Source organism: Arenimonas sp. (assembly GCF_041913985.1).
Classification (GTDB): Bacteria; Pseudomonadota; Gammaproteobacteria; order Xanthomonadales; family Xanthomonadaceae; genus Arenimonas.
Genome location: NZ_JAYSEG010000030.1, coordinates 20143 through 38531, shown reverse-complemented (window position 1 = coordinate 38531; position 18389 = coordinate 20143). Strand labels below are relative to the sequence as shown.

Below are 18389 nucleotides of genomic sequence, written 5' to 3'. Positions count from 1 at the left end.
CTTCGTCACGCCCCGGTGCTGAAGTGGTGGCGGGTCCTGGGGAGGTCCCGGGGCCGAAAACAGGGGAAACACCATGAAACGCTGGTACCTGGCCGCGGCGCTCGCCGCCGCCTGTTCGACGGCGCTTGCCGCCAACTTCGTGATCATCAACGAGTCGCGCTGGGACATCCACCGGCTCTACGTGTCCTCGAGCGACTCCAGCGAGTGGGGCGAGGACCAGCTCGACGACGACATCCTGCGCAGCGGCCAGACCCTGACCCTGCGCGGCGTGGCCTGCGACACCTACGACGTGAAGATGATCGATGAGGACGGCGACACCTGCGAGCTGCGCAACGTGGACATGTGCGGCGGCGAGGAATGGACCATCACCGACCAGACCCTCATCAACTGCATCGCCTCCAGCAACTGACCGCCCCAAGCCCCGCCGTGACCCCGAACGGGCCCGCTTCGGCGGGCCCATTCTGCCTTTGTAGGAGCGGCTTCAGCCGCGAAGCTTCTCGCGAAGGGCTTCGCGGCTGAAGCCGCTCCTACAAGGGCGCGCGGTTCCTGCGAGAATGGCGGCCTTGGGCGCGGCCGCGCCGGCTTTCCGATCTTCCCCATGAACGATTCTTCCCCGACTCCGCCCGAGGGCGGCCAGTCCCTCGTCGAGCGCCTGCGCGCCGCCGCCGAACTGCTGGAAACCGTGGCGGCCGACAAGGCCGCGTTCGAAGCCCTGCCCGAAGCCGAGCAAAAGCGCCTGAAGGCGGCGGTGAACCGCTTCCACAACCCGGACCCGCTCGACCACCGCAAGCGCCGCCGCGAGGCCCGGCGCGAGCGCGTGCAGCGCAAGAACGCCCACGACGACGCGGTGCTCAACGCCACCGGCATCCGCGAACTGCGCAGCAAGCCGGTGTTCTCCACGCCGAACTACTTCCCGCCCACGAAGGCGCCGGTGGACCACATCACCGACGACCCCGCGCGCGAAACCATCGAGCCGCAGCACTGCTACGTGTGCAAGGAAAAGTACACGCGCATCCACCACTTCTACGACCAGATGTGCCCGGCCTGCGCGGAGTTCAATTTCCACAAGCGCACCGAAACCGCCGACCTGCGCGGCCGCGTGGCCCTGCTCACCGGCGGCCGGGTGAAGATCGGCTACCAGGCCGGCCTGAAGCTGCTGCGCGCCGGCGCCTCGCTCATCGTCACCACGCGCTTCCCGCGCGATTCCGCCGCGCGCTACGCCGAGGAGCCCGACTTCGCCGAGTGGGGCCACCGGCTCGAGGTGTTCGGCCTGGACCTGCGCCACACGCCCAGCGTGGAGGCCTTCTGCCAGACCCTGCTGGCCACCCGCGACCGGCTCGACTTCATCATCAACAACGCCTGCCAGACCGTGCGCCGCCCGCCGGCCTTCTACGCGCACATGATCGCCGGCGAAACCGCCGCGCATTCCGACATGCCCGCGCACGTGCGCAAGCTTCTGGGCAGCTACGAAGGCCTGCGCGGGTACGATTTGGTGCCCGACGGCAACGCGCTGGCGCATGGCGCCCAGGCGCCGGGCATCGCCCGTTCGGCCGAACTGTCGCAGGTGCCGCTGCTGGCCGAGGAGCTGCTGGGCCAGCAGCACCTGTTCCCCGAGGGCCGCCTGGACCAGGACCTGCAGCAGGTGGACCTGCGCGGCCGCAACTCCTGGCGCCTTCAGATGCATGAGGTGCCGTCGGTGGAGCTGCTGGAAGTGCAGCTGGTGAACGCGGTGGCGCCCTTCATCATCAACGCGCGCCTGAAGCCACTGATGCTGCGCACGCCGGAGCGCGACAAGCACATCGTCAACGTGTCGGCGATGGAGGGGCAGTTCTACCGCAACTTCAAGACCACCCGGCACCCGCACACCAACATGGCCAAGGCCGCGCTGAACATGATGACGCGCACCTCGGCCGCCGATTACCACGGCGACGGCATCCACATGAACGCCGTGGACACCGGCTGGGTGACCGACGAGGACCCGGTGGAGATCGCGGCGCGCAAGACGAAGGAGGAACGCTTCCACCCGCCGCTGGACATCGTCGACGGCGCGGCGCGCATCGTCGACCCGATCATCGACGGTTTCAACACCGGCCACCACGTGTGGGGCCAGTTCCTGAAGGACTACCGCCCCACCGACTGGTAACGAAGATCCCCTTGTAGGAGCGGGGGGGGGGGGGCGCGGCGGGGGGGCGGGGGGAGGGGGGGGGGGCGGCGGCCCCCACCGCCCCGCGGGGCGGGCCTGACCCCCCCCCCCACTCAGTGGTCCCGACCACCCCTTGGTCGGGGGGCCTCCTCCCGCCAGGTATCGCGCCATTCCTTCGGGGGTTCCCCCCGCTCCTACAGGCCGGCCTTCGCGGGCAGCACCAGCCAGCCCTGGCTGTAGAACAGCATGTACAGGCCCACGCGCAGCGCCAGCAGGGCGAACAGCGCGTACCAGCCCAGGTGCGAATGCGGCACCACGCGGCCCAGGGTGGCGCGCAGCGGCGCCAGCACCGGCCACAGCGCCCAGGTGAACAGGCGGTAGACCGGGTTGCGCATCGGGTCGCCGGGGATCATCACGCGCAGCAGGCCGCGACCCACCAGGGTCCACATCAGCACGGCCAGCAGGTATTGCAGCAGGGTGTAGGCGGTCAGCATGGCCTGATTCTAGCGAAGGAAAGAAAAAAGCGCCGGTGCTGGGGGCACCGGCGCCGCGGAAGCCGCGCCCTTCGGGGAGGAAGGACGCGGCGGGCCGATCAGCCCTTGGCCAGGCGCGGGTAGCGCAGGTCCTCGACCATGTCCTTGACCTCCTGCGACGGCTCCTTGGTGAGCAGGCTCACCACGATGATGGTGAGGAAGCCGAGCGGGATGCCGAAGATGCCGGCCGACACGTCCTTGATGCCGAACCACGGGGTCATGCCCAGGAATTTCACGTTGACCAGGTAGTACAGCGTGAGGCCGAAGCCGACCAGCATGCCGGCCACCGCGCCGGCGCGGTTCGCACGTTTCCAGAAGATGCCCAGCACCAGCGCGGGGAAGAACGCCGCCGCCGCGATCGAGAACGCCCAGGCCACGATCGACAGGATGGTCGCCGGTGCGTGCGAGGCCGCGTAGGCCGCGACGGCCGCCACGCCCAGCAGCAGGATGCGGGCCACCGTGAGGCGCTTCTTGGCCGACGCGTTCGGGTTCACCATCTTGTAGTACACGTCGTGCGAGAGCGCGTTGGAGATCGTCAGCAGCAGGCCGTCGGCCGTGGACAGCGCCGCCGCCAGGCCACCGGCGGCCACCAGGCCGGCGATGACGTAGGGCAGGCCGGCGATTTCCGGCGTGGCCAGCACGATCGCGTCGGCGTTGAGCACCAGCTCGGCCAGCTGCAGGATGCCGTCGCCGTTGCCGTTGGCCGCGCAGCCCTTCACCACTTCCATCGCGTTGGTGGCGTCGCAGATCGACACCAGGCCCACCTTCGACCACGAGGCCACCCAGGCCGGGAGCGTGGCGATGGACTGCCCGATCACGTTGGAATAGACCTCGAGCTTGGCGAAGGCCGCGTAGGCCGGCGCGGTGAAGTAGAGCAGGAAGATGAAGAACAGGCTCCAGCCCACCGACTTGCGCGCTTCCTTGACGCTGGGCGTGGTGAAGAAGCGCATCAGGATGTGCGGCAGCGCGGCCGTGCCCACCATCAGGCAGAACGTCAGGGCCATGAAGTTGACCATGTCGTTCTTCACGAACGGCGTGGCGTGGCCGGCGGTGACGCCGAGCTGCTGCTCGAGCGTGCCGATCTGCTGCAGCACCTCGCCGTAGGCCAGCTGCGGCACCGGGTTGCCGGTGACCTTGATCGACAGCCAGACCACGGGCACCAGGTAGGCGATGATCAGGATGATGTACTGGGCCACCTGGGTCCAGGTCACCGCGCGCATGCCGCCCAGCAGCGAACACACCAGCACGCCGATCAGGCCGACCCACACGCCGGTGGCCAGGTCGATGCCCAGGAAGCGGCTGGTGATGATGCCGGCGCCGTAGATCTGCGCGATCACGTAGGTGAAGCTGGCCGTGATGGCGCAGATGATGCCGATGGTGCGCGGCAGGTTGCCGCCGTAGCGCGTGCCCAGGAAGTCCGGGATGGTGTATTGGCCGAACTTGCGCAGGTAGGGCGCCAGGAACAGCGCCACCAGCACGTAGCCGCCGGTCCAGCCCATCACGAAGGCCAGGCCGTCGTAACCCTGCGCATACAGGGTGCCCGCCATGCCGATGAAGCTGGCCGCGGACATCCAGTCGGCGCCGGTGGCCATGCCGTTGTAGAGCGCGGGCACGCGGCGGCCGGCGACGTAGTACTCGTCGGTCTCCGCCGTACGGCTCATGATGCCGATCATCGCGTACAGGCCGATGGTGGCGGCCATGAACACGTAACCGATCCACGCGTTGGGCATGCCCATCTGCTCGCCGATGGCGAGCGCGATGACGAAGGCGATGAAGCCGCCCGTGTACATGCCGTAGATCTTGGGAAGTCGGCTTACGAAATCACCGGACATGGGTCAGCCCTCCTCGGCCACGCCGAATTCGCGGTCCAGCCGGTTCATGTACCAGGCATAGAACACGATCAGCACCACGTAGATGGCCAATGCCCCCTGCGCGCCCATGTAGAAGGCGAAGGGGAAGCCAAGGAAGGTGAACTCGTTCAGCGGAACCGCGAAGAAGATCACCACGTAGGTCACGACGAACCAGATCGACAGCAGGATCGCCGTGATCCGGAGCGTGCGGCGCCAGTACTCCTTGCGCCGCTCTTCGGTAATGGGACTTGTCATTGGTCTGGCCTCCCGGCGCAGGGTCAGAAGCTGTACTTGACGTGCATGTGCAGGCGGCGGATGTCGCCGTCGGCACCGCTCTCGAGCTCGCGGTTGCCCCAGATCAGCTCGGCGCCGAGGTCCACCTTGGGCAGCGGCGAGTAGATCAGGTTGGCGTGGAACGACCGCGCCGACTCGGTGACGGCCAGGCCGGTCACCAGCGGGTTATTGTCGAACTGCGCCATCGAATAGAACACGTTGCCGCGCAGCTTCGGGCTGAAGGCGTGGCGCCAGGCGATGAAGCCGCCGTAGCCGTCGAGCGCGTCGAGCGAACCGTCCGCGGCCACCATGGCGTCCGGGCCCAGGCCCAGGCCAAGGTAGCGGCCGATGCCGCTGCCGGCGCTGGCCATGTAGCGGATGTCGTCGTTGGCGCCCAGGTTCCACTTGCCCGAGACGCTGAGCGCGAAGGCGGTGTCGCTCTCGCTGGTGCTGGCGGTTTCCACCTTCAGCTGCCGCACCAGGCCGGCGATGGTGAAGTGGCCCCAGTCGGCCTTGTGCAGCCAGCGCGCGGTCAGGTCGGGCACCGAGTTGTCGTCGCTCGAGCCGCGGGCGCTGTTGAGGTAGCCGGTGAAGGTGGTCTCGGGGTTTTCCAGCGACACCGAGAACGGGCCGTTGGTGTAACGCAGCTGGGCCTGGCGCACGAAGATGGTGCCTTCGGTCGGGCCGATGAAGTCCACCGCGTCCGGCAGCGCCGCCACGTCCTGGAAGTTCGACCAGGTCTGGCCGGCCATCCACTTGTCCCAGGCCACGTAGGCGTGGCGAATGGTGACGCCATAGGTGTTGGTGGCGATTTCGTTGCCGAGCGCGCCGCCGAACAGGTCCATCTCGAGGTAGGCCTTGAGCTTGTGGCCGTCGAGGTCGGTGTCGGCGCCGAACCACACGCGCGAGAACTGCGCGTGGGCGTCGAAGTCGGGCGACTCCTCGGCCACGCCGCCCACTGGCGTGGCGCTGGGCAGGTAGAACAGGCGGCCGGCCGAGCTGTCGGCGATCTCGCCGTCGCTGGTGTCGGTCATCATGGCGTCGAGCTTGATGAAGCCGCCGAAGCTGAAGCGCGTGCCCGGGTTGGCGCCCGGCATGATCGCCGTGGCCTGGATGGGCTGCGCCGGCGGTGCCGGTTTCGCGGCCTGGGCCGCGGCGGCCGCGGCCTTCTGCGCCTCGAGCTCGCTCTTGAGCCCCTGCACCAATTGCTCGAGCTGCGCGATGCGCGCCTCGAGGTCCTGCGCACCGGCGTCCTGCGCCAGCACCTGGCCCGGCGCCGCGATCGCCAGCAAGACGGCGAGCGACAGCGCGGACCGCTGTTTAAGGTTGAATCGGTTCATCCTTCCCCTCCCGGAATTCGGACCGTTGCCACGTTGGCCGGCCGAGTCTGTGGCGGCCCCGGGGCAGGGGCCATTACCCATTGGTCGAAGGCGGGGCGGGTTTAGACGAAGGTCTAATTGGGCGGCGGGGGCGCTGCCCCAGAATGGCTGGCAGGCGAGTAATCTTGTAATGAACCCGCGCGGCCCCGGGCCGCAGGAGCCCCCATGTCCGAGCGCATCATTCCCGTTCCCCCGGCCTTCGAGGCCGCCGCCGCCATCCGGCGCGCCGACTACGAGCGCGACTACGCCGCCTCCGTGCGCGACCCGGAGGCCTACTGGTCGAAGGTGGGCCGGCGCCTGCAGTGGGACAGGCCCTACACCCGGGCCAAGGACACCAGCTACGACCTAAAGGACTTCCACATCCGCTGGTACGCCGACGGCGAACTCAACGTCAGCGTGAACTGCCTGGACCGCCACCTGACCGAACGCGGCGACAAGGTGGCCATCCTGTGGGAAGCCGACGACCCGGCCACGCCGCCGCGCCGCATCACCTACCGCGAGCTGCACGGCATGGTCTGCCGCCTGGCCAACGCGCTCGAATCGCTGGGCGTGGTGAAGGGCGACCGCATCACCATCTACCTGCCCATGATCCCCGAGGCCGCGGTGGCCATGCTGGCCTGCGCGCGCATCGGCGCCATCCACTCGGTGGTGTTCGGCGGCTTTTCGGCCGATTCCATCGCCAACCGCATCGCCGACTGCGCCAGCAAGCTCGTGATCACCGCCGACGAGGGCCTGCGCGGCGGCAAGACCATCCCGCTCAAGGCCAACGTGGACGAGGCCCTGCGCAAGCCCGGCACCAACACCGTGGAAACCGTGCTGGTGGTGCGCCACACCGGCGGCGGCGTGCCCATGCAGATGCCGCGCGACCGCTGGTACGACGCCGTGGTGGACGCGCAGCCGGCCACGCACGCGGCGAAGCCGATGAACGCGGAAGACCCGCTGTTCATCCTCTACACCTCGGGCAGCACCGGCAAACCCAAGGGCGTGCTGCACACCAGCGGTGGCTACCTCACCTGGGCCAGCTACACGCATGAATGCGTGTTCGACCTGAAGGAAGACGACGTCTTCTGGTGCACCGCCGACGTGGGCTGGGTGACCGGCCACAGCTACGTGGTGTACGGGCCGCTGGCCAACGGCGCCACCTCGCTGATGTTCGAAGGCGTGCCCACCTACCCGGACCCGGGCCGCTTCTGGGAAGTGTGCGACCGCCACCAGGTAACCATCTTCTACACCGCGCCCACCGCCATCCGCGCGTTGATGCGCGAGGGCGACGGCCCGGTGAAGCGCAGCAAGCGCAGCTCCATCCGCCTGCTGGGCACCGTGGGCGAGCCCATCAACCCCGAGGCCTGGGAGTGGTACAACCGCGTCGTCGGCGAGGAGCGCTGCCCCATCGTCGACACCTGGTGGCAGACCGAAACCGGCGGCATCCTGATTTCGCCGCTGCCGGGCGCCGTGGCCACCAAGCCCGGCTCGGCCACGCTGCCGTTCTACGGCGTGCAGCCGGCGCTGGTGGACGCCGAGGGCCGCGTGCTCGAAGGCGCCACCGAGGGCAACCTGGTGCTGAAGGATTCCTGGCCCGGCCAGATGCGCAGCGTGTACGGCGACCACCAGCGTTTCATCGACACCTATTTCAAGACCTACCCCGGCATGTATTTCACCGGCGACGGCTGCCGCCGCGACGCCGACGGCTACTACTGGATCACCGGCCGCGTGGACGACGTGATCAACGTCTCGGGCCACCGCATGGGCACCGCCGAGGTGGAGAGCGCGCTGGTGGCGCACGCCGCCGTGGCCGAGGCCGCGGTGGTGGGCGCGCCGCACGACATCAAGGGCCAGGGCATCTATGCCTACGTCACGCTGAAGGCGGACGTGGAGCCCACCGAGGCGCTGCGCAAGGAACTGGTGCAGCACGTGCGCCACGAGATCGGCCCCATCGCAGCGCCCGACTGGCTGCAGTGGGCGCCGGGCCTGCCCAAGACCCGCAGCGGCAAGATCATGCGGCGCATCCTGCGCAAGATCGCCGAAGCCGGCCCCGAAGGCGTGGACCGCGCCGGCCTGGGCGATACCTCCACCCTGGCCGACCCGGGCGTGGTGGAGTCGCTGGTGCGCGAACGCCAGGTGCGCTGAGCATGTCGCCAGCGCCCACCATCCTGGTGGCGGACGACCATCCGCTGTTCCGGGAGGCGCTCAAGGGCGCGGTGTCGAAGCTGCTTCCAGAGGCGCGGCTGGTGGAGTCGGACAGCGCCGACGCGCTTTTCGCCAGCGCCGAGGTCCACCCCGAGGCCGACCTGCTGCTGCTCGACCTGAACATGCCCGGCGCGCACGGCTTCAGCGCGCTGGTGCACCTGCGCGCGGTGCAGCCGCAGCTGCCCATCGTGGTGGTGTCGGCGCGCGAGGAAGCCAGCGTGGTGCGCCGCGCGCTCGAACACGGCGCCGCCGGCTTCATCCCGAAATCGTCGGACCCGGCCACGATCCGCGAAGCCATTGCCGCGGTGCTGGAAGGCGGCCACTGGGCACCGCTTCAGGCCGACGCCGTCGAGGGGCTGCACCCGGAGGAAGCCCAGGTGGCGCGCCGCCTGGCCGAGCTGACGCCTCAGCAGTTCCGCGTGCTGGGCATGCTGGCCGGCGGCCTGCTCAACAAACAGATCGCCCACGCCCTCGGTGTCTCCGAGGCCACGGTGAAAGCCCACATGACCGCCATCTTGCGCAAGCTCGGCGCCAGCAACCGCACCCAGGCCGTCCTGATGGCCGGCCGCCTGGCGGTGGATCCTGAACCAAGCGAACCAGGTTGATTTTATTGAACCAGGTTCATTTTATTGTGCGGCGTTGGCGCGCGGATTGGGGGCGACCCCTTGCCCGCGTCCGCGCCACCCGCCCGAGCAGGCGACCGACCTGCAGCTGGAAGGCTGGGCTGCCCCAGGCGCGGCCCTGGTTCGTGCAGCGGGTGAGGGCGTCGCGCTGCTGGTCGGTGATGCCTTCCGAAACCAGCGCCGCGTAAGCGCGCCAGCGCTCGGTGGCTTCCCGCGCCAGGGCCAGGTACACCGGGTGCGGCTTCAGAAGCGGGTCGATCCTGCCCTGGGCGTTGTAGTGGTAGCTCGACCAGCGGTACAGGCTGGGGTGCGGCACCATGCCCGCGCGAACCGGGTTGAGTTCGATGTAGCGCTGGCAGGCCAGGAAGTAGTCGTCGGAGCTCACCAGGCAGGAGCGGAAGCGCCCCTCCCACAGCGTGCCGGTGCGCTGGTGGCAGGCGTTGAAGTAACGCACGTAACGCGTGCCGAGCTGCTGCATCATGCGGCTGGTGGCGCCATCGCTCGTGGGCGTGACCAGCAGGTGCACGTGGTTGGTCATCAGCACGTAGGCGTGAACCTGGCAGCCGGTTTCCTTCGCCGCCAGCTTCAGCTCGTCGAGGTACTTCCAGTAGTTGGCCTTGTGCACGAAGCAGGGCGCGCGGTTCACCCCGCGCTGGATGATGTGGTTCGGGATGTGGGCCAGGTCCAGTCGCGGAATGGCGGGCATGGGAGCGATCTCGAGGCACGGGTGGCCATTTCACCCGTGTGGACCGAGCCGCGGGCTCCGTGATCGCGTCGGACCAAGGTCCGAACTCCCACGCGTTTGTTACAAGAAATGAACCTGGTTCAATAAAATCAACCTGGTTCACTGGCGGGCAGCAGGCGGCGGTGCAGGAGCCACGCCAGGCCCGCGGCGGCCGTAACGTCGTAGGCCAGGCAGAACGCAGGCCACCAGGTGGGTACGCCCGGGTTGTCGACCAGGCCCGGGTGAACGAGGTCGAATACGCCATGCCCCGCCAGGCCGGCCACGATGAACCACAGGTTGCGTCGGAAACCTACCACCACGAAGGCCACGAATACCGCCGTTCCGGCAAGCTCGGCCACCAGCGCTTCGGTCGAGCCGCCCATCACTGCGAACAGGTCATAAAGGCTCGCCACTACGACAAGCACCGTGGGGTAGAAGGCGCGGTCCCGGTCCAGCCCTACGATTCGTGCGAACAGCCAGACGAACAGCGCCAGCGCGATGCCAATGAAGTAGGCGTTCATGGGCGCTCCATCGAAGGAAACAACGTGGAAGCTGAACCCGGCGAACCAGGTTCAATAAAATCAACCTGGTTCGCCGGGTTCAGGTTCGGGGGAGGACGGTGAGGACGCGGCCGATGAAGGCGTGGAACTCGGCCATGTAGTTGCGCAGGAAGTCCGCGGTGCCGGGCACCGTCACTTCGCCGTCGTCGGTGATGAGCCCCGGCTTGAACTGGATGTAGGCCTCGGGCGAGGTCATCTGCGGCGAATTGCAGAAGCCCAGCACGCCGCGCAGGCTCTGCTGCGCGATGGCCGTGCCGATCGCGCCGGGCGAGGTGCCGATCACCGCCGACGGCTTGCGCGCGAAGGAGTTGGTGCCGTAGGGCCGCGTCGCCCAGTCGATGGCGTTTTTCAGCCCGCCCGGGATGGATCGGTTGTATTCGGGCGTGACGAACAGCACCGCGTCCGACGCCGCGATGGCCGCCTTGAAATCCAGCGCCACCTGCGGGAAATCGGCATCGTAGTCGGGGCTGTACAGCGGCAGGTCGCGGAAGGCGATCTCGTGGAATTCCATGCCCTCCGGCGCCAGCCGGATCAGCGCCTTCGCGAGCTTGCGGTTGATCGACTGGCTGGACAGGCTGCCGATCAGGTAACCCACCTTGAACCGGGACATGGCGGTACTCCTGGAAGGGATGGTGCTGAAACCATACGCCCTTCCGCCGCGTCCAGCCGCCCCGGCGCCGCCAGGCTGGAAGCGCCGGCGGGAGCGGTGGCCGCACCAAGAAATGAACCTGGTTCAATAAAATCAACCTGGTTCAGTTGGTTCAGCTCGCTGCGGCCCGGCAAACCTGCGCGAATACACCGCGCAGCCAGCGGTGCGCCGGGTCGGCGTCCATGCGGGGGTGCCAGAACAGCGACACCGTGAAGCCGGGCACCTCGAACGGCAGCGGGAAGCCGTGCAGGCCCTTCCACAGGCGCCGCGTGTGCCGTTCCGGCACCGTGGCGACCAGGTCGGAAGCCCCCGCCAGCGCGATGGCCGAGGCGAAGCCGCCCACCGTGGCCATACCGCGCCGCACCAGCCCGCGCTGCGCCAGCGCCTCGTCCACCGGCCCCGTTTCCAGCCCTCGCCGCGACACCAGCACGTGCGCCGCCGCGGCGTAGCGCGCCGCCGTCACGCGCCCCTTCGCCAGCGGGTGGCCCTTGCGCACCACGGCGATGAAGCGGTCCTGGAACAGCCCCAGCGTGTGGATTTCCGGCCCCATGCTGCGGCTGGTGACGCCGGTTTCCAGGTCCACGCTGCCCTCGCGCAGCGCCGTGCTGTCCTTGTCGGGCTTGGGCACGAACCACAGCCGCACGCCGGGCGCTTCGGCCGCCACTTGCGTGATCAGCCGCGGGCCGAAGGTTTCCACGAAGCCTTCGCTGCTGCGGATGCGGAAGCTGCGCTCCAGCGAGGGCAGGTCGAGCTTCAGCGCCGGGCGCAGCACCGCCTCGGCGTCGCCCACGACCCGGCGCACGTGGTCGCGCAGTTCCAGCGCGCGCGGCGTGGGCACCAGCCCGCGGCCGGCGCGCACCAGCAGCGGGTCGCCGGTGGCCTCGCGCAGCCGCGCCAGCGCGCGGCTCATCGCCGACGCGCTCAGCTGCAGGCGCTGCGCCGCACGCACCACGCTGCCTTCCGTCAGCAGCACGTCCAGGGTCACCAGCAAATTCAGGTCGGGCATGGCCATGAGCATGGTCTACCACGAAACCAGGCAGACATGGCGTCCCATGCACGAATGGATTGCAACCCGTGCGCCTTCCGCCATGCCAAAGCCGGGCGGACGATGGCCCCGCCAAGCGCCGCGATCCCCGCCGCGCCCCGTCCGAGTCCACCGTGAACCAGCTTTCCACCCGAACCTCCCCCGACACCCCCTGGCGCCTGGCCAGCCTCGCCCTGGCCATGCTGCTCTCGTCGCTGGGCACCAGCATCGCCAACGTGGCGCTGCCCACCCTCGCACGCGAATTCGCCGCGTCCTTCCAGGCCGTGCAGTGGGTGGTGCTGGCCTACCTGCTGGCCGTCACCACCGCGCTCGTGGTGGTGGGCCGGCTGGGTGACCAGTTCGGGCGCCGCCGGCTGATGCTGGCCGGCATCGGCGTGTTCGTGCTCGGCTCCGCGCTGGCGGCGGCCTCGGGCAGCCTGGCCTGGCTGATGGCCGCGCGCGTGGTGCAGGGCCTCGGCGCCGCCGTGATGATGGCGCTGTCGATGGCGCTCGTGGGCGACGCCGTGCCGAAGTCGCAGTCGGGCCGCGCCATGGGCCTGCTCGGCACCATGTCGGCCGTGGGCACCGCGCTCGGCCCGTCGCTGGGCGGCGGCCTGGTGGCGGCCTTCGGCTGGCCGGCGATCTTCCTGGCCACGGCTGCGCTGGGGTTGGTGGCCTTCGCCTTCGCCGCGCGCCACCTGCCAGCCGACGCGCGCACCGCGGCGCCGGCCAGCTTCGATCTTCCGGGCGCCGCCCTGCTCGCCTCCGCGCTCGCCGCCTATGCCCTCGCCATGACGCTGCCGCACGGCACGCCGGGCACCCTGCGCCTGGCCCTGCTGCTGCTGTCGCTGGTGCTGGCCGGCGCCTTCTTCGCGGTGGAAGTGCGTTCGCCCGCGCCGCTGCTGCGCTTCGCGCTGTTCCGCGAGCCGGGCATCGGCGCGGGCTTCGCCATGGCCGCACTGGTGAACGTGGTGGCCATGACCACGCTGGTGGTCGGCCCCTTCCACCTGGCGCGCGCGCTGGGCCTGGCGCCCGCCGCGGTGGGCCTGGTGATGACCGCCGGCCCCGCCGTGGCCGCGCTGCTGGGCGTGCCGGCCGGGCGCGCCGTCGACCGCTTCGGCAGCCGCCGCGTGCTGCGCCTGGGCCTGGCGTCGATGGCGGCCGGCTGCGTCGGTTTCGCCGCGCTGCCGTTCTCGCTGGGCGTGCCGGCCTACGTGCTGCCGCTGGTGCTGACCACCGCGGGCTTCGCCATCTTCCAGGCGGCCAACAACACCGCCGTGGTCACCGCCGTGGCGCCCGAGCGGCGCGGCCTGGTGTCGGCGCTGCTCACGCTCGCGCGCAACCTGGGCCTGGTGACCGGCGCCTCGGCCATGGGTGCGGTGTTCCTGGCTGCCACCGGCGCCGCCAGCCTCGCGGCCGCCGACGCCGCCGCCATCGCCAAGGGCACGCACGTGGCCTTCGCCGTGGGCGGACTGCTGGTGGCCATCGCCTTTGCCATGACGCTGGCGCCGGTTCGCGCCGCCGCGGCGGTGCAGGGAGAACGCGCATGACCACGCCGCGTCGCCTCGCGCTGCTGCTGTCCGCCTTGCTGCTGTCGCCGTTGCCCGAAGCGAACGCAACGACGACACCGGTCGATCCGTATCCGCAGCCCGCGGCAGGCTGGGGCCCTTCCCTCGGCGACGGCCACATGGCCAGCCGCTGGGCCGAACCGCTGCCCGGCGATTCCGCGCTGGCACTGCGCGCCGAACTGCGCCTGCGCCAGGCGGCCTGGCACGACGCCCCGGGCCGCGCCGCCGGCACAACCGACCAGGGCCAGCTGCGCGCCCAGTTCGGCGCCGACTGGCGGCCACTGCCCGCGCTGCGCGTCTACGGCGAACTCGCCGTTGGCGACGTGGACGGCGGCCGCGACGCCGCGCCGGCCAACTTCCGCAACGCGCTCTCGGTGCAGCAGCTGTTCGTCGAACTGCGCCGCCCCGTGGGCAACACGCTGGCCGGCGTGATGGCCGGGCGCCAGGGATTCGCCGACGGCCCGCGCCAGCTGCTGAGCCTGAGCGATGGCCCCAACCTGCACCGCAGCTGGAACGGCCTGCGCGCGTACGTGCACGGCCGCCGCTGGCGCCTGGGCGCCTTCGACCTGCGCGCCACGCGCCTGGGCACCGGCGCCTTCGACGACGTCGTCGACCCGCGCGAAACCCTGCGCGGCCTCAACGCTGGCTTCGTGCTCGGCGAACGCAGCGCCACCTACCTCGAGCCGTTCTGGTTCCGCAGCACGCAGCCCGCGTACCGCGTGGCCGGCCAGCCCGGCCGCGACGCCCGCAACACTACCGGCCTGCGCGTTTGGGGCAGCCGCGCTGCGTGGAAGTTCGACGCCACGCTGGCGCGGCAGGCCGGAACCACCGTCGGCAACCGCGCCATCGATGCCTGGGGCCTGTTCGCCGTGGGAGGCCTGGCGCTGTCCGACGCCGGCTGGAAGCCGCGCCTCACCGCACGCCTCGACCTGGCGTCCGGCGGCGGCGCCTGGGGCAGCGGCACCGTGCGCAGTTTCCACCCGCTCTACGCCAGCTCCAGCTACGTTTCCGAGGGCCAGCTGCTGGCGCTGTCGAACGTGGCCATCCTGGCGTCCGGCGTGTCGCTGTCGCCCACGCCGCGCACCACCTTCAGCGGCGAAATCGGCCACGTGCGCCGCATGTCGGCCGAAGACGCCCTGTATGCCACCGCCACCCGCGCCTACGCTGGCACCCAGCACGCGCCCGGCCGGCACGTGGGCGAACTGCTGCGCCTGCAGGGCAGCTGGCGGCCCGACCCGCGCCTGACCCTTCGCCTCACCGTCGAACACCTGCACGCCGGCGCCGTGCTGCGCCGCGCCGGCCACGGTTCGTCCAGTTTCGCCTTCCTCGATCTCACCTGGCGCTACTGAGGGATTGCCCATGACCGCCCTGACCCTGGCCCTGCGCGCGCCGCGCCTCGCGTTCTTCAATGCCGCGGGGCGGCTGCGGAACGGATGGTGGATCCTGGCGTTCTTCCTGATGCTGGCGGCGCTGCTGGTCGCCGCCAGTGCCGTGCTGCCCGGCGGGCCGGCCGGCGTGTCGCCGGCGGTGCAGGCCGTGCTCGTGCTGGTGGCCACGGCGCTGTGCCTGCGCCTGCGCCGCGAACGCTTCGCCACCCTGCTGGGCCGGCCGCGCGACTGGGCCCGCGGCGTGCCACTGGGCCTGGCGCTGGCCGCCGTCACCTGGGGCGCGGTGGCCATGGCCGCGTGGCTGGCCGGTGCCGTGCACTGGCAGCCGGGCGCCGCGTCGCTGCAGGCGCTTTGGCAGGGCGCGGTGGCCTGCCTGGTGGTGGCGGCGCTCGAGGAACTGGTGTTCCGCGGCTTCGTCTTCCAGCGACTGGTGGACGGCGTCGGCGCCTGGCTGGCGCAGCCGCTGATGGCGGCCTACTTCGTGCTCACGCATTCGCAGGGCCTGGCCAGTGCGGGCGAGCTGCAGTGGCTGGCGGGCGCGAACATCTTCATCGCCGGCCTGGTGTTCGGCACGGCCTACCTGGCCACGCGCTCGCTGGCGCTGCCCATCGCGCTGCACTTCGGGCTGAATCTCCTGCAGGGCCCCGTGCTGGGCTTCGGCGTGAGTGGCCACGCGGGCGACAGCGCCTGGGTGCCGGTGGCCGACGCGACGCGGATGGCCTGGCATGGCGGCGCGTTCGGCCTGGAAGCCAGCGTGCCGGGATTCATCGCCATCGCGGGGCTGCTGGCCGTGCTCCTGCTGGCGTGGTCGTGTTCGGCGCGCCAGGCGAAAGCCGTTGCTCCCATGGCCGTCGCGCTGCTGCTCTGCTTCGCCAGCCTGCCCGCGACGCAGGACGCGCACGCCGCCGACCGTCCCGACTACGCCGACGCCCTGCGACGCAAGGTGCTGCTCGACGGCGGCGCACCGCAGCGCTTCAGCATTGAACAGCGCCTGCGGCATTACGGCGTACCGGGCGTGGGCGTGGCCATCGTGGAAGGTTGCCGCGTGGTGGACGCGCGCGGCTTCGGCCATGCCGATCCCGACGGCCGCGCGGTGGACGAAAGCACGCTGTTCCAGGCCGGCTCGGTGAGCAAGGTGGTGGCCGCCGCCGGCGCACTTCGTCTGGTGGAGCAGGGCGCCTTGCCGCTCGATGCCGACGTCACGCCGCTGCTCGAAGGCTGGCGCCTGCCGCGTGTTCCTGCGGCCGGCATGGCGCCAATCACCCTGCGCCACCTGCTCACGCACACCGCCGGCCTGAACGTGGAAGGCTTCAAGGGCTACGCGCAGGGCAGCGCCGTTCCGAGCCTGCGCCAGGTGTTTGAAGGCGCGCCGCCGGCCAACACCGATGCCATTCGGGTGGAGCACGCACCCGGTTCCGGCTGGCGCTATTCCGGCGGCGGTTTCGTACTGGTGCAGCAGCTGGTGGCGAGCGCTTCGGGCCAGCCTTTCGCCGACGCGCTGCGCGAACGCGTGCTGCGCCCCGCGGGCATGGCCGACAGCAGCTACCTGCCGCCGGCCGACGCCGCGCGCCGCGCCCGCGCCGCCACCGGCATGCTGGCCGACGGCCGGCCCATCCCGGGTGGCTGGCGCATCTACCCCGAGCAGGCGGCCGCGGGCCTGTGGACGACGCCAACGGATCTCTCGCGCTTCGCCATCGCGCTCGTGCGTTCGCTGCGCGGCGAACCCGGCGCGCTGCTGCGCCAGGCCACCGCCGCCGACATGCTGCGCCGCCAGGCGGATGCCTGGGGCCTGGGCGTGGAGGTGTCGCCCGCGGGCGAGCCGGGCAGGTTCAGCCACACCGGCGCGCCGGTGGGCTTCCGCACGCTGTGGCTGATGTTCCCGGACACCTGCCAGGGCGCCACCGTGATGACCAATGCCGACGAAGGCATGACGCTGGCCTACGAGATCGCGCGCGCCATCGCCGACACGCATGGCTGGCCGGACCCGATGCCCTCCGAACACGCCGCGGCCATCGCCATGACGCCGGCCATCGCCGCGCGCTTCACGGGGCGGTACGAGCTGGTCGACTTCCCGGCCGAGCGCTTCGAAGTGACGGTGCACGCCGGCGGTTCGCTCACCTGGTCGCGCGAGGGACGGCAACGCCGCGACCTGGTGGCCACCAGCGCGCGCGAGCTGGTGTCGCCCGACAGCGGCATGCGGCTGGCGCTGCCGCCGCAGGACGCCGCCGACGGACCCGCGGCACAGATCGAACTGCGTTTCCCCGGCGGGCTGAACCTGGCGCGTCGCATCGCGGAACCCAACACGCCATGAACACGCGCGCCGGGAACCCGGTCTCCCCCTGCCTTCCGGCCCTGAGCCCCGGTTCGAACCCGGTGCTACCGTGCCCCATCCCTGTCCCCTGGAGGACGCCATGAAGTGGTTGAAGCGAATCGCCGCCGCGCTTGCGGTGCTTGTGCTCGTGCTTGCGGTGGTGCTGGTGGCCGGCGCGCGCCGTTCCGAAAACCCGGTGGGCCAGCAGCTGGCGCGGGTGGAAACACCCGACGGGCCGGTGGCCGTGGCCATCTGGTACCCGACCACGGCGCGCGCCTGGCCCACCACGCTGATCGGCGCGCAGCTGCTGGAAGTGGCCAAGGACGGGCCGGTGAAGGGCGACCAGCTGCCGCTGGTGGTGATGTCGCACGGCAACAGCGGCAGCGCCTTCGGCCACACCGACCTGGCTTTGGCGCTGGCCAGCGCCGGCTACGTGGTGATGGCGCCCACGCACGCCGGCGACAACTTCGCCGACGCCAGCCGCCAGGGTTCGCCGGCGCTCTTCAGCCAGCGCGCCGCGCAGCTGCGCGCCACGGTGGACTTCGCGCTCAAGGGCTGGAAGGACGCCGGCCACGTGGACGCCACGCGCGTGGGCGCGTTCGGCTTCTCGGCGGGCGGCTTCACCGTGCTCACGCTGGCTGGCGGCCGCCCGGATATGGCCGCCATTCCCGCGCATTGCGCGCAGTCGCCGGAGTTCATCTGCGACGTGTTGCGCGCCACGGGTTCGCCGCTGGTGGACGGCCCCGACGGCGCCGGTGAATTCCTGCCGGACCCGCGCCTGCGGGCCGCCGTGGTCGCGGCGCCGGGCCTGGGTTTCACCTTCGCCAACGGCGGCCTGGCCGACGTGGCCATCCCGGTGCAGGTATGGAGCGGCGAGAAGGACGAAGCCGTGCCCTACGAAACCAATGCCGCGGTGGTGGAACACGAGCTCGCCGGCCGCGCCGAATCGCACCGCGTCGCCGGCGCCGGGCACCTCTCGTTCCTGCCGCCCTGCGGGCTCATCGGCCCGCCGGCGCTGTGCCGCGACGGCGAAGGCTTCGACCGCGCCGCGGCGCACGCGGCCATGAATGCCAGCGTGCTGGCGTTCTTCGACAAGGCGATGCCGAGGCAAGGCACGCGCTGAGCCGCGCTCTTGGTCGCGTTCGGGTGCGTCTTTGCCCCCTGCGTGGGCAGCGGT

16 protein-coding genes are annotated in these 18389 nt (G+C 70.7%); 8 read left to right on the top strand and 8 right to left on the bottom strand.

Features of this window, described 5'->3' with window-relative positions; genetic code table 11:
* Positions 1–73: 73 nt before the first annotated feature.
* Both ACE3Q2_RS10580 and ACE3Q2_RS10575 read left to right on the top strand, forming a co-directional pair.
* On the top strand, positions 74–409 hold the full coding sequence (locus ACE3Q2_RS10580; protein WP_374473996.1) for a hypothetical protein: 336 nt from the start codon (positions 74–76) through the stop codon (positions 407–409).
* Between the two features lie 189 nt (positions 410–598).
* Positions 599–2143 carry an SDR family NAD(P)-dependent oxidoreductase gene (locus ACE3Q2_RS10575; protein ID WP_374473995.1) on the top strand — a complete coding sequence of 515 codons (1545 nt, stop codon included), beginning with the start codon at positions 599–601 and terminating at the stop codon, positions 2141–2143.
* 194 nt (positions 2144–2337) lie between these two features.
* Here ACE3Q2_RS10575 and ACE3Q2_RS10570 read toward each other — a convergent pair whose 3' ends face one another.
* The 4 genes from ACE3Q2_RS10570 to ACE3Q2_RS10555 all read right to left on the bottom strand — a co-directional run bounded on the left by ACE3Q2_RS10570 (position 2338) and on the right by ACE3Q2_RS10555 (position 6139).
* Positions 2338–2637 carry a hypothetical protein gene (locus ACE3Q2_RS10570; protein ID WP_374473994.1) on the bottom strand — a complete coding sequence of 100 codons (300 nt, stop codon included), beginning with the start codon at positions 2635–2637 and terminating at the stop codon, positions 2338–2340.
* A gap of 98 nt (positions 2638–2735) precedes the next feature.
* Positions 2736–4508, bottom strand: a complete 1773-nt coding sequence (locus ACE3Q2_RS10565; protein ID WP_374473993.1) for a sodium:solute symporter family protein — start codon at positions 4506–4508, stop codon at positions 2736–2738.
* A gap of 3 nt (positions 4509–4511) precedes the next feature.
* Complete coding sequence (locus ACE3Q2_RS10560; protein WP_374473992.1) at positions 4512–4781, bottom strand: DUF4212 domain-containing protein; 270 nt, start codon at positions 4779–4781, stop codon at positions 4512–4514.
* A 23-nt stretch (positions 4782–4804) separates the two neighbouring features.
* The gene (locus tag ACE3Q2_RS10555; RefSeq protein WP_374473991.1) at positions 4805–6139 is read right to left on the bottom strand and encodes a DcaP family trimeric outer membrane transporter; all 1335 of its coding nucleotides are present in this window, start codon (positions 6137–6139) and stop codon (positions 4805–4807) included.
* Positions 6140–6343: 204 nt separating this feature from the next.
* Between ACE3Q2_RS10555 and acs the strand changes: the two genes are divergently transcribed.
* Entirely contained in the window at positions 6344–8305 is a 1962-nt protein-coding gene (gene acs, locus ACE3Q2_RS10550; protein ID WP_374473990.1) for an acetate--CoA ligase, read from the top strand.
* A 2-nt stretch (positions 8306–8307) separates the two neighbouring features.
* Complete coding sequence (locus ACE3Q2_RS10545) at positions 8308–8970, top strand: response regulator transcription factor (protein ID WP_374473989.1); 663 nt, start codon at positions 8308–8310, stop codon at positions 8968–8970.
* 16 nt (positions 8971–8986) lie between these two features.
* On the opposite strand, the gene ACE3Q2_RS10540 is transcribed toward ACE3Q2_RS10545, so the two are convergent.
* The 4 genes from ACE3Q2_RS10540 to ACE3Q2_RS10525 all read right to left on the bottom strand — a co-directional run bounded on the left by ACE3Q2_RS10540 (position 8987) and on the right by ACE3Q2_RS10525 (position 11927).
* Positions 8987–9694, bottom strand: coding sequence for a transposase (locus tag ACE3Q2_RS10540; RefSeq protein WP_374473988.1), 708 nt, complete (start codon positions 9692–9694; stop codon positions 8987–8989).
* A 128-nt stretch (positions 9695–9822) separates the two neighbouring features.
* Entirely contained in the window at positions 9823–10233 is a 411-nt protein-coding gene (locus ACE3Q2_RS10535; RefSeq protein WP_374473987.1) for a hypothetical protein, read from the bottom strand.
* A gap of 79 nt (positions 10234–10312) precedes the next feature.
* Complete coding sequence (locus ACE3Q2_RS10530) at positions 10313–10882, bottom strand: NADPH-dependent FMN reductase (RefSeq protein WP_374473986.1); 570 nt, start codon at positions 10880–10882, stop codon at positions 10313–10315.
* Positions 10883–11033: 151 nt separating this feature from the next.
* The gene (locus ACE3Q2_RS10525; protein ID WP_374473985.1) at positions 11034–11927 is read right to left on the bottom strand and encodes a LysR family transcriptional regulator; all 894 of its coding nucleotides are present in this window, start codon (positions 11925–11927) and stop codon (positions 11034–11036) included.
* Between the two features lie 152 nt (positions 11928–12079).
* Here ACE3Q2_RS10525 and ACE3Q2_RS10520 point away from each other — a divergent pair, with 152 nt between their 5' ends.
* The 4 genes from ACE3Q2_RS10520 (at position 12080) to ACE3Q2_RS10505 (ending at position 18335) form a co-directional block, all read left to right on the top strand.
* Positions 12080–13495: an MFS transporter gene (locus tag ACE3Q2_RS10520; protein ID WP_374473984.1), complete on the top strand. Its 1416-nt coding sequence runs from the start codon at positions 12080–12082 to the stop codon at positions 13493–13495.
* Positions 13492–14862, top strand: coding sequence for an alginate export family protein (locus ACE3Q2_RS10515; RefSeq protein ID WP_374473983.1), 1371 nt, complete (start codon positions 13492–13494; stop codon positions 14860–14862). Before ACE3Q2_RS10520 ends, ACE3Q2_RS10515 begins: the two co-directional genes overlap by 4 nt.
* Positions 14863–14872: 10 nt before the next feature.
* A complete protein-coding gene (locus tag ACE3Q2_RS10510; RefSeq protein ID WP_374473982.1) occupies positions 14873–17212 on the top strand; it encodes a serine hydrolase in 2340 nt (779 codons plus the stop codon).
* A 100-nt stretch (positions 17213–17312) separates the two neighbouring features.
* Positions 17313–18335, top strand: a complete 1023-nt coding sequence (locus ACE3Q2_RS10505; RefSeq protein ID WP_374473981.1) for an alpha/beta hydrolase family protein — start codon at positions 17313–17315, stop codon at positions 18333–18335.
* Positions 18336–18389 lie beyond the last annotated feature (54 nt).

Coding starts and splice junctions, on each gene's coding strand:
- ACE3Q2_RS10580 (WP_374473996.1), top strand. CDS start 74: ATGAAACGCTGGTACCTGGCCGCGGCGCTCGCCGCCGCCTGTTCGACG.
- ACE3Q2_RS10575 (WP_374473995.1), top strand. CDS start 599: ATGAACGATTCTTCCCCGACTCCGCCCGAGGGCGGCCAGTCCCTCGTC.
- ACE3Q2_RS10570 (WP_374473994.1), bottom strand. CDS start 2,637: ATGCTGACCGCCTACACCCTGCTGCAATACCTGCTGGCCGTGCTGATG.
- ACE3Q2_RS10565 (WP_374473993.1), bottom strand. CDS start 4,508: ATGTCCGGTGATTTCGTAAGCCGACTTCCCAAGATCTACGGCATGTAC.
- ACE3Q2_RS10560 (WP_374473992.1), bottom strand. CDS start 4,781: ATGACAAGTCCCATTACCGAAGAGCGGCGCAAGGAGTACTGGCGCCGC.
- ACE3Q2_RS10555 (WP_374473991.1), bottom strand. CDS start 6,139: ATGAACCGATTCAACCTTAAACAGCGGTCCGCGCTGTCGCTCGCCGTC.
- acs (WP_374473990.1), top strand. CDS start 6,344: ATGTCCGAGCGCATCATTCCCGTTCCCCCGGCCTTCGAGGCCGCCGCC.
- ACE3Q2_RS10545 (WP_374473989.1), top strand. CDS start 8,308: ATGTCGCCAGCGCCCACCATCCTGGTGGCGGACGACCATCCGCTGTTC.
- ACE3Q2_RS10540 (WP_374473988.1), bottom strand. CDS start 9,694: ATGCCCGCCATTCCGCGACTGGACCTGGCCCACATCCCGAACCACATC.
- ACE3Q2_RS10535 (WP_374473987.1), bottom strand. CDS start 10,233: ATGAACGCCTACTTCATTGGCATCGCGCTGGCGCTGTTCGTCTGGCTG.
- ACE3Q2_RS10530 (WP_374473986.1), bottom strand. CDS start 10,882: ATGTCCCGGTTCAAGGTGGGTTACCTGATCGGCAGCCTGTCCAGCCAG.
- ACE3Q2_RS10525 (WP_374473985.1), bottom strand. CDS start 11,927: ATGCCCGACCTGAATTTGCTGGTGACCCTGGACGTGCTGCTGACGGAA.
- ACE3Q2_RS10515 (WP_374473983.1), top strand. CDS start 13,492: ATGACCACGCCGCGTCGCCTCGCGCTGCTGCTGTCCGCCTTGCTGCTG.
- ACE3Q2_RS10510 (WP_374473982.1), top strand. CDS start 14,873: ATGACCGCCCTGACCCTGGCCCTGCGCGCGCCGCGCCTCGCGTTCTTC.
- ACE3Q2_RS10505 (WP_374473981.1), top strand. CDS start 17,313: ATGAAGTGGTTGAAGCGAATCGCCGCCGCGCTTGCGGTGCTTGTGCTC.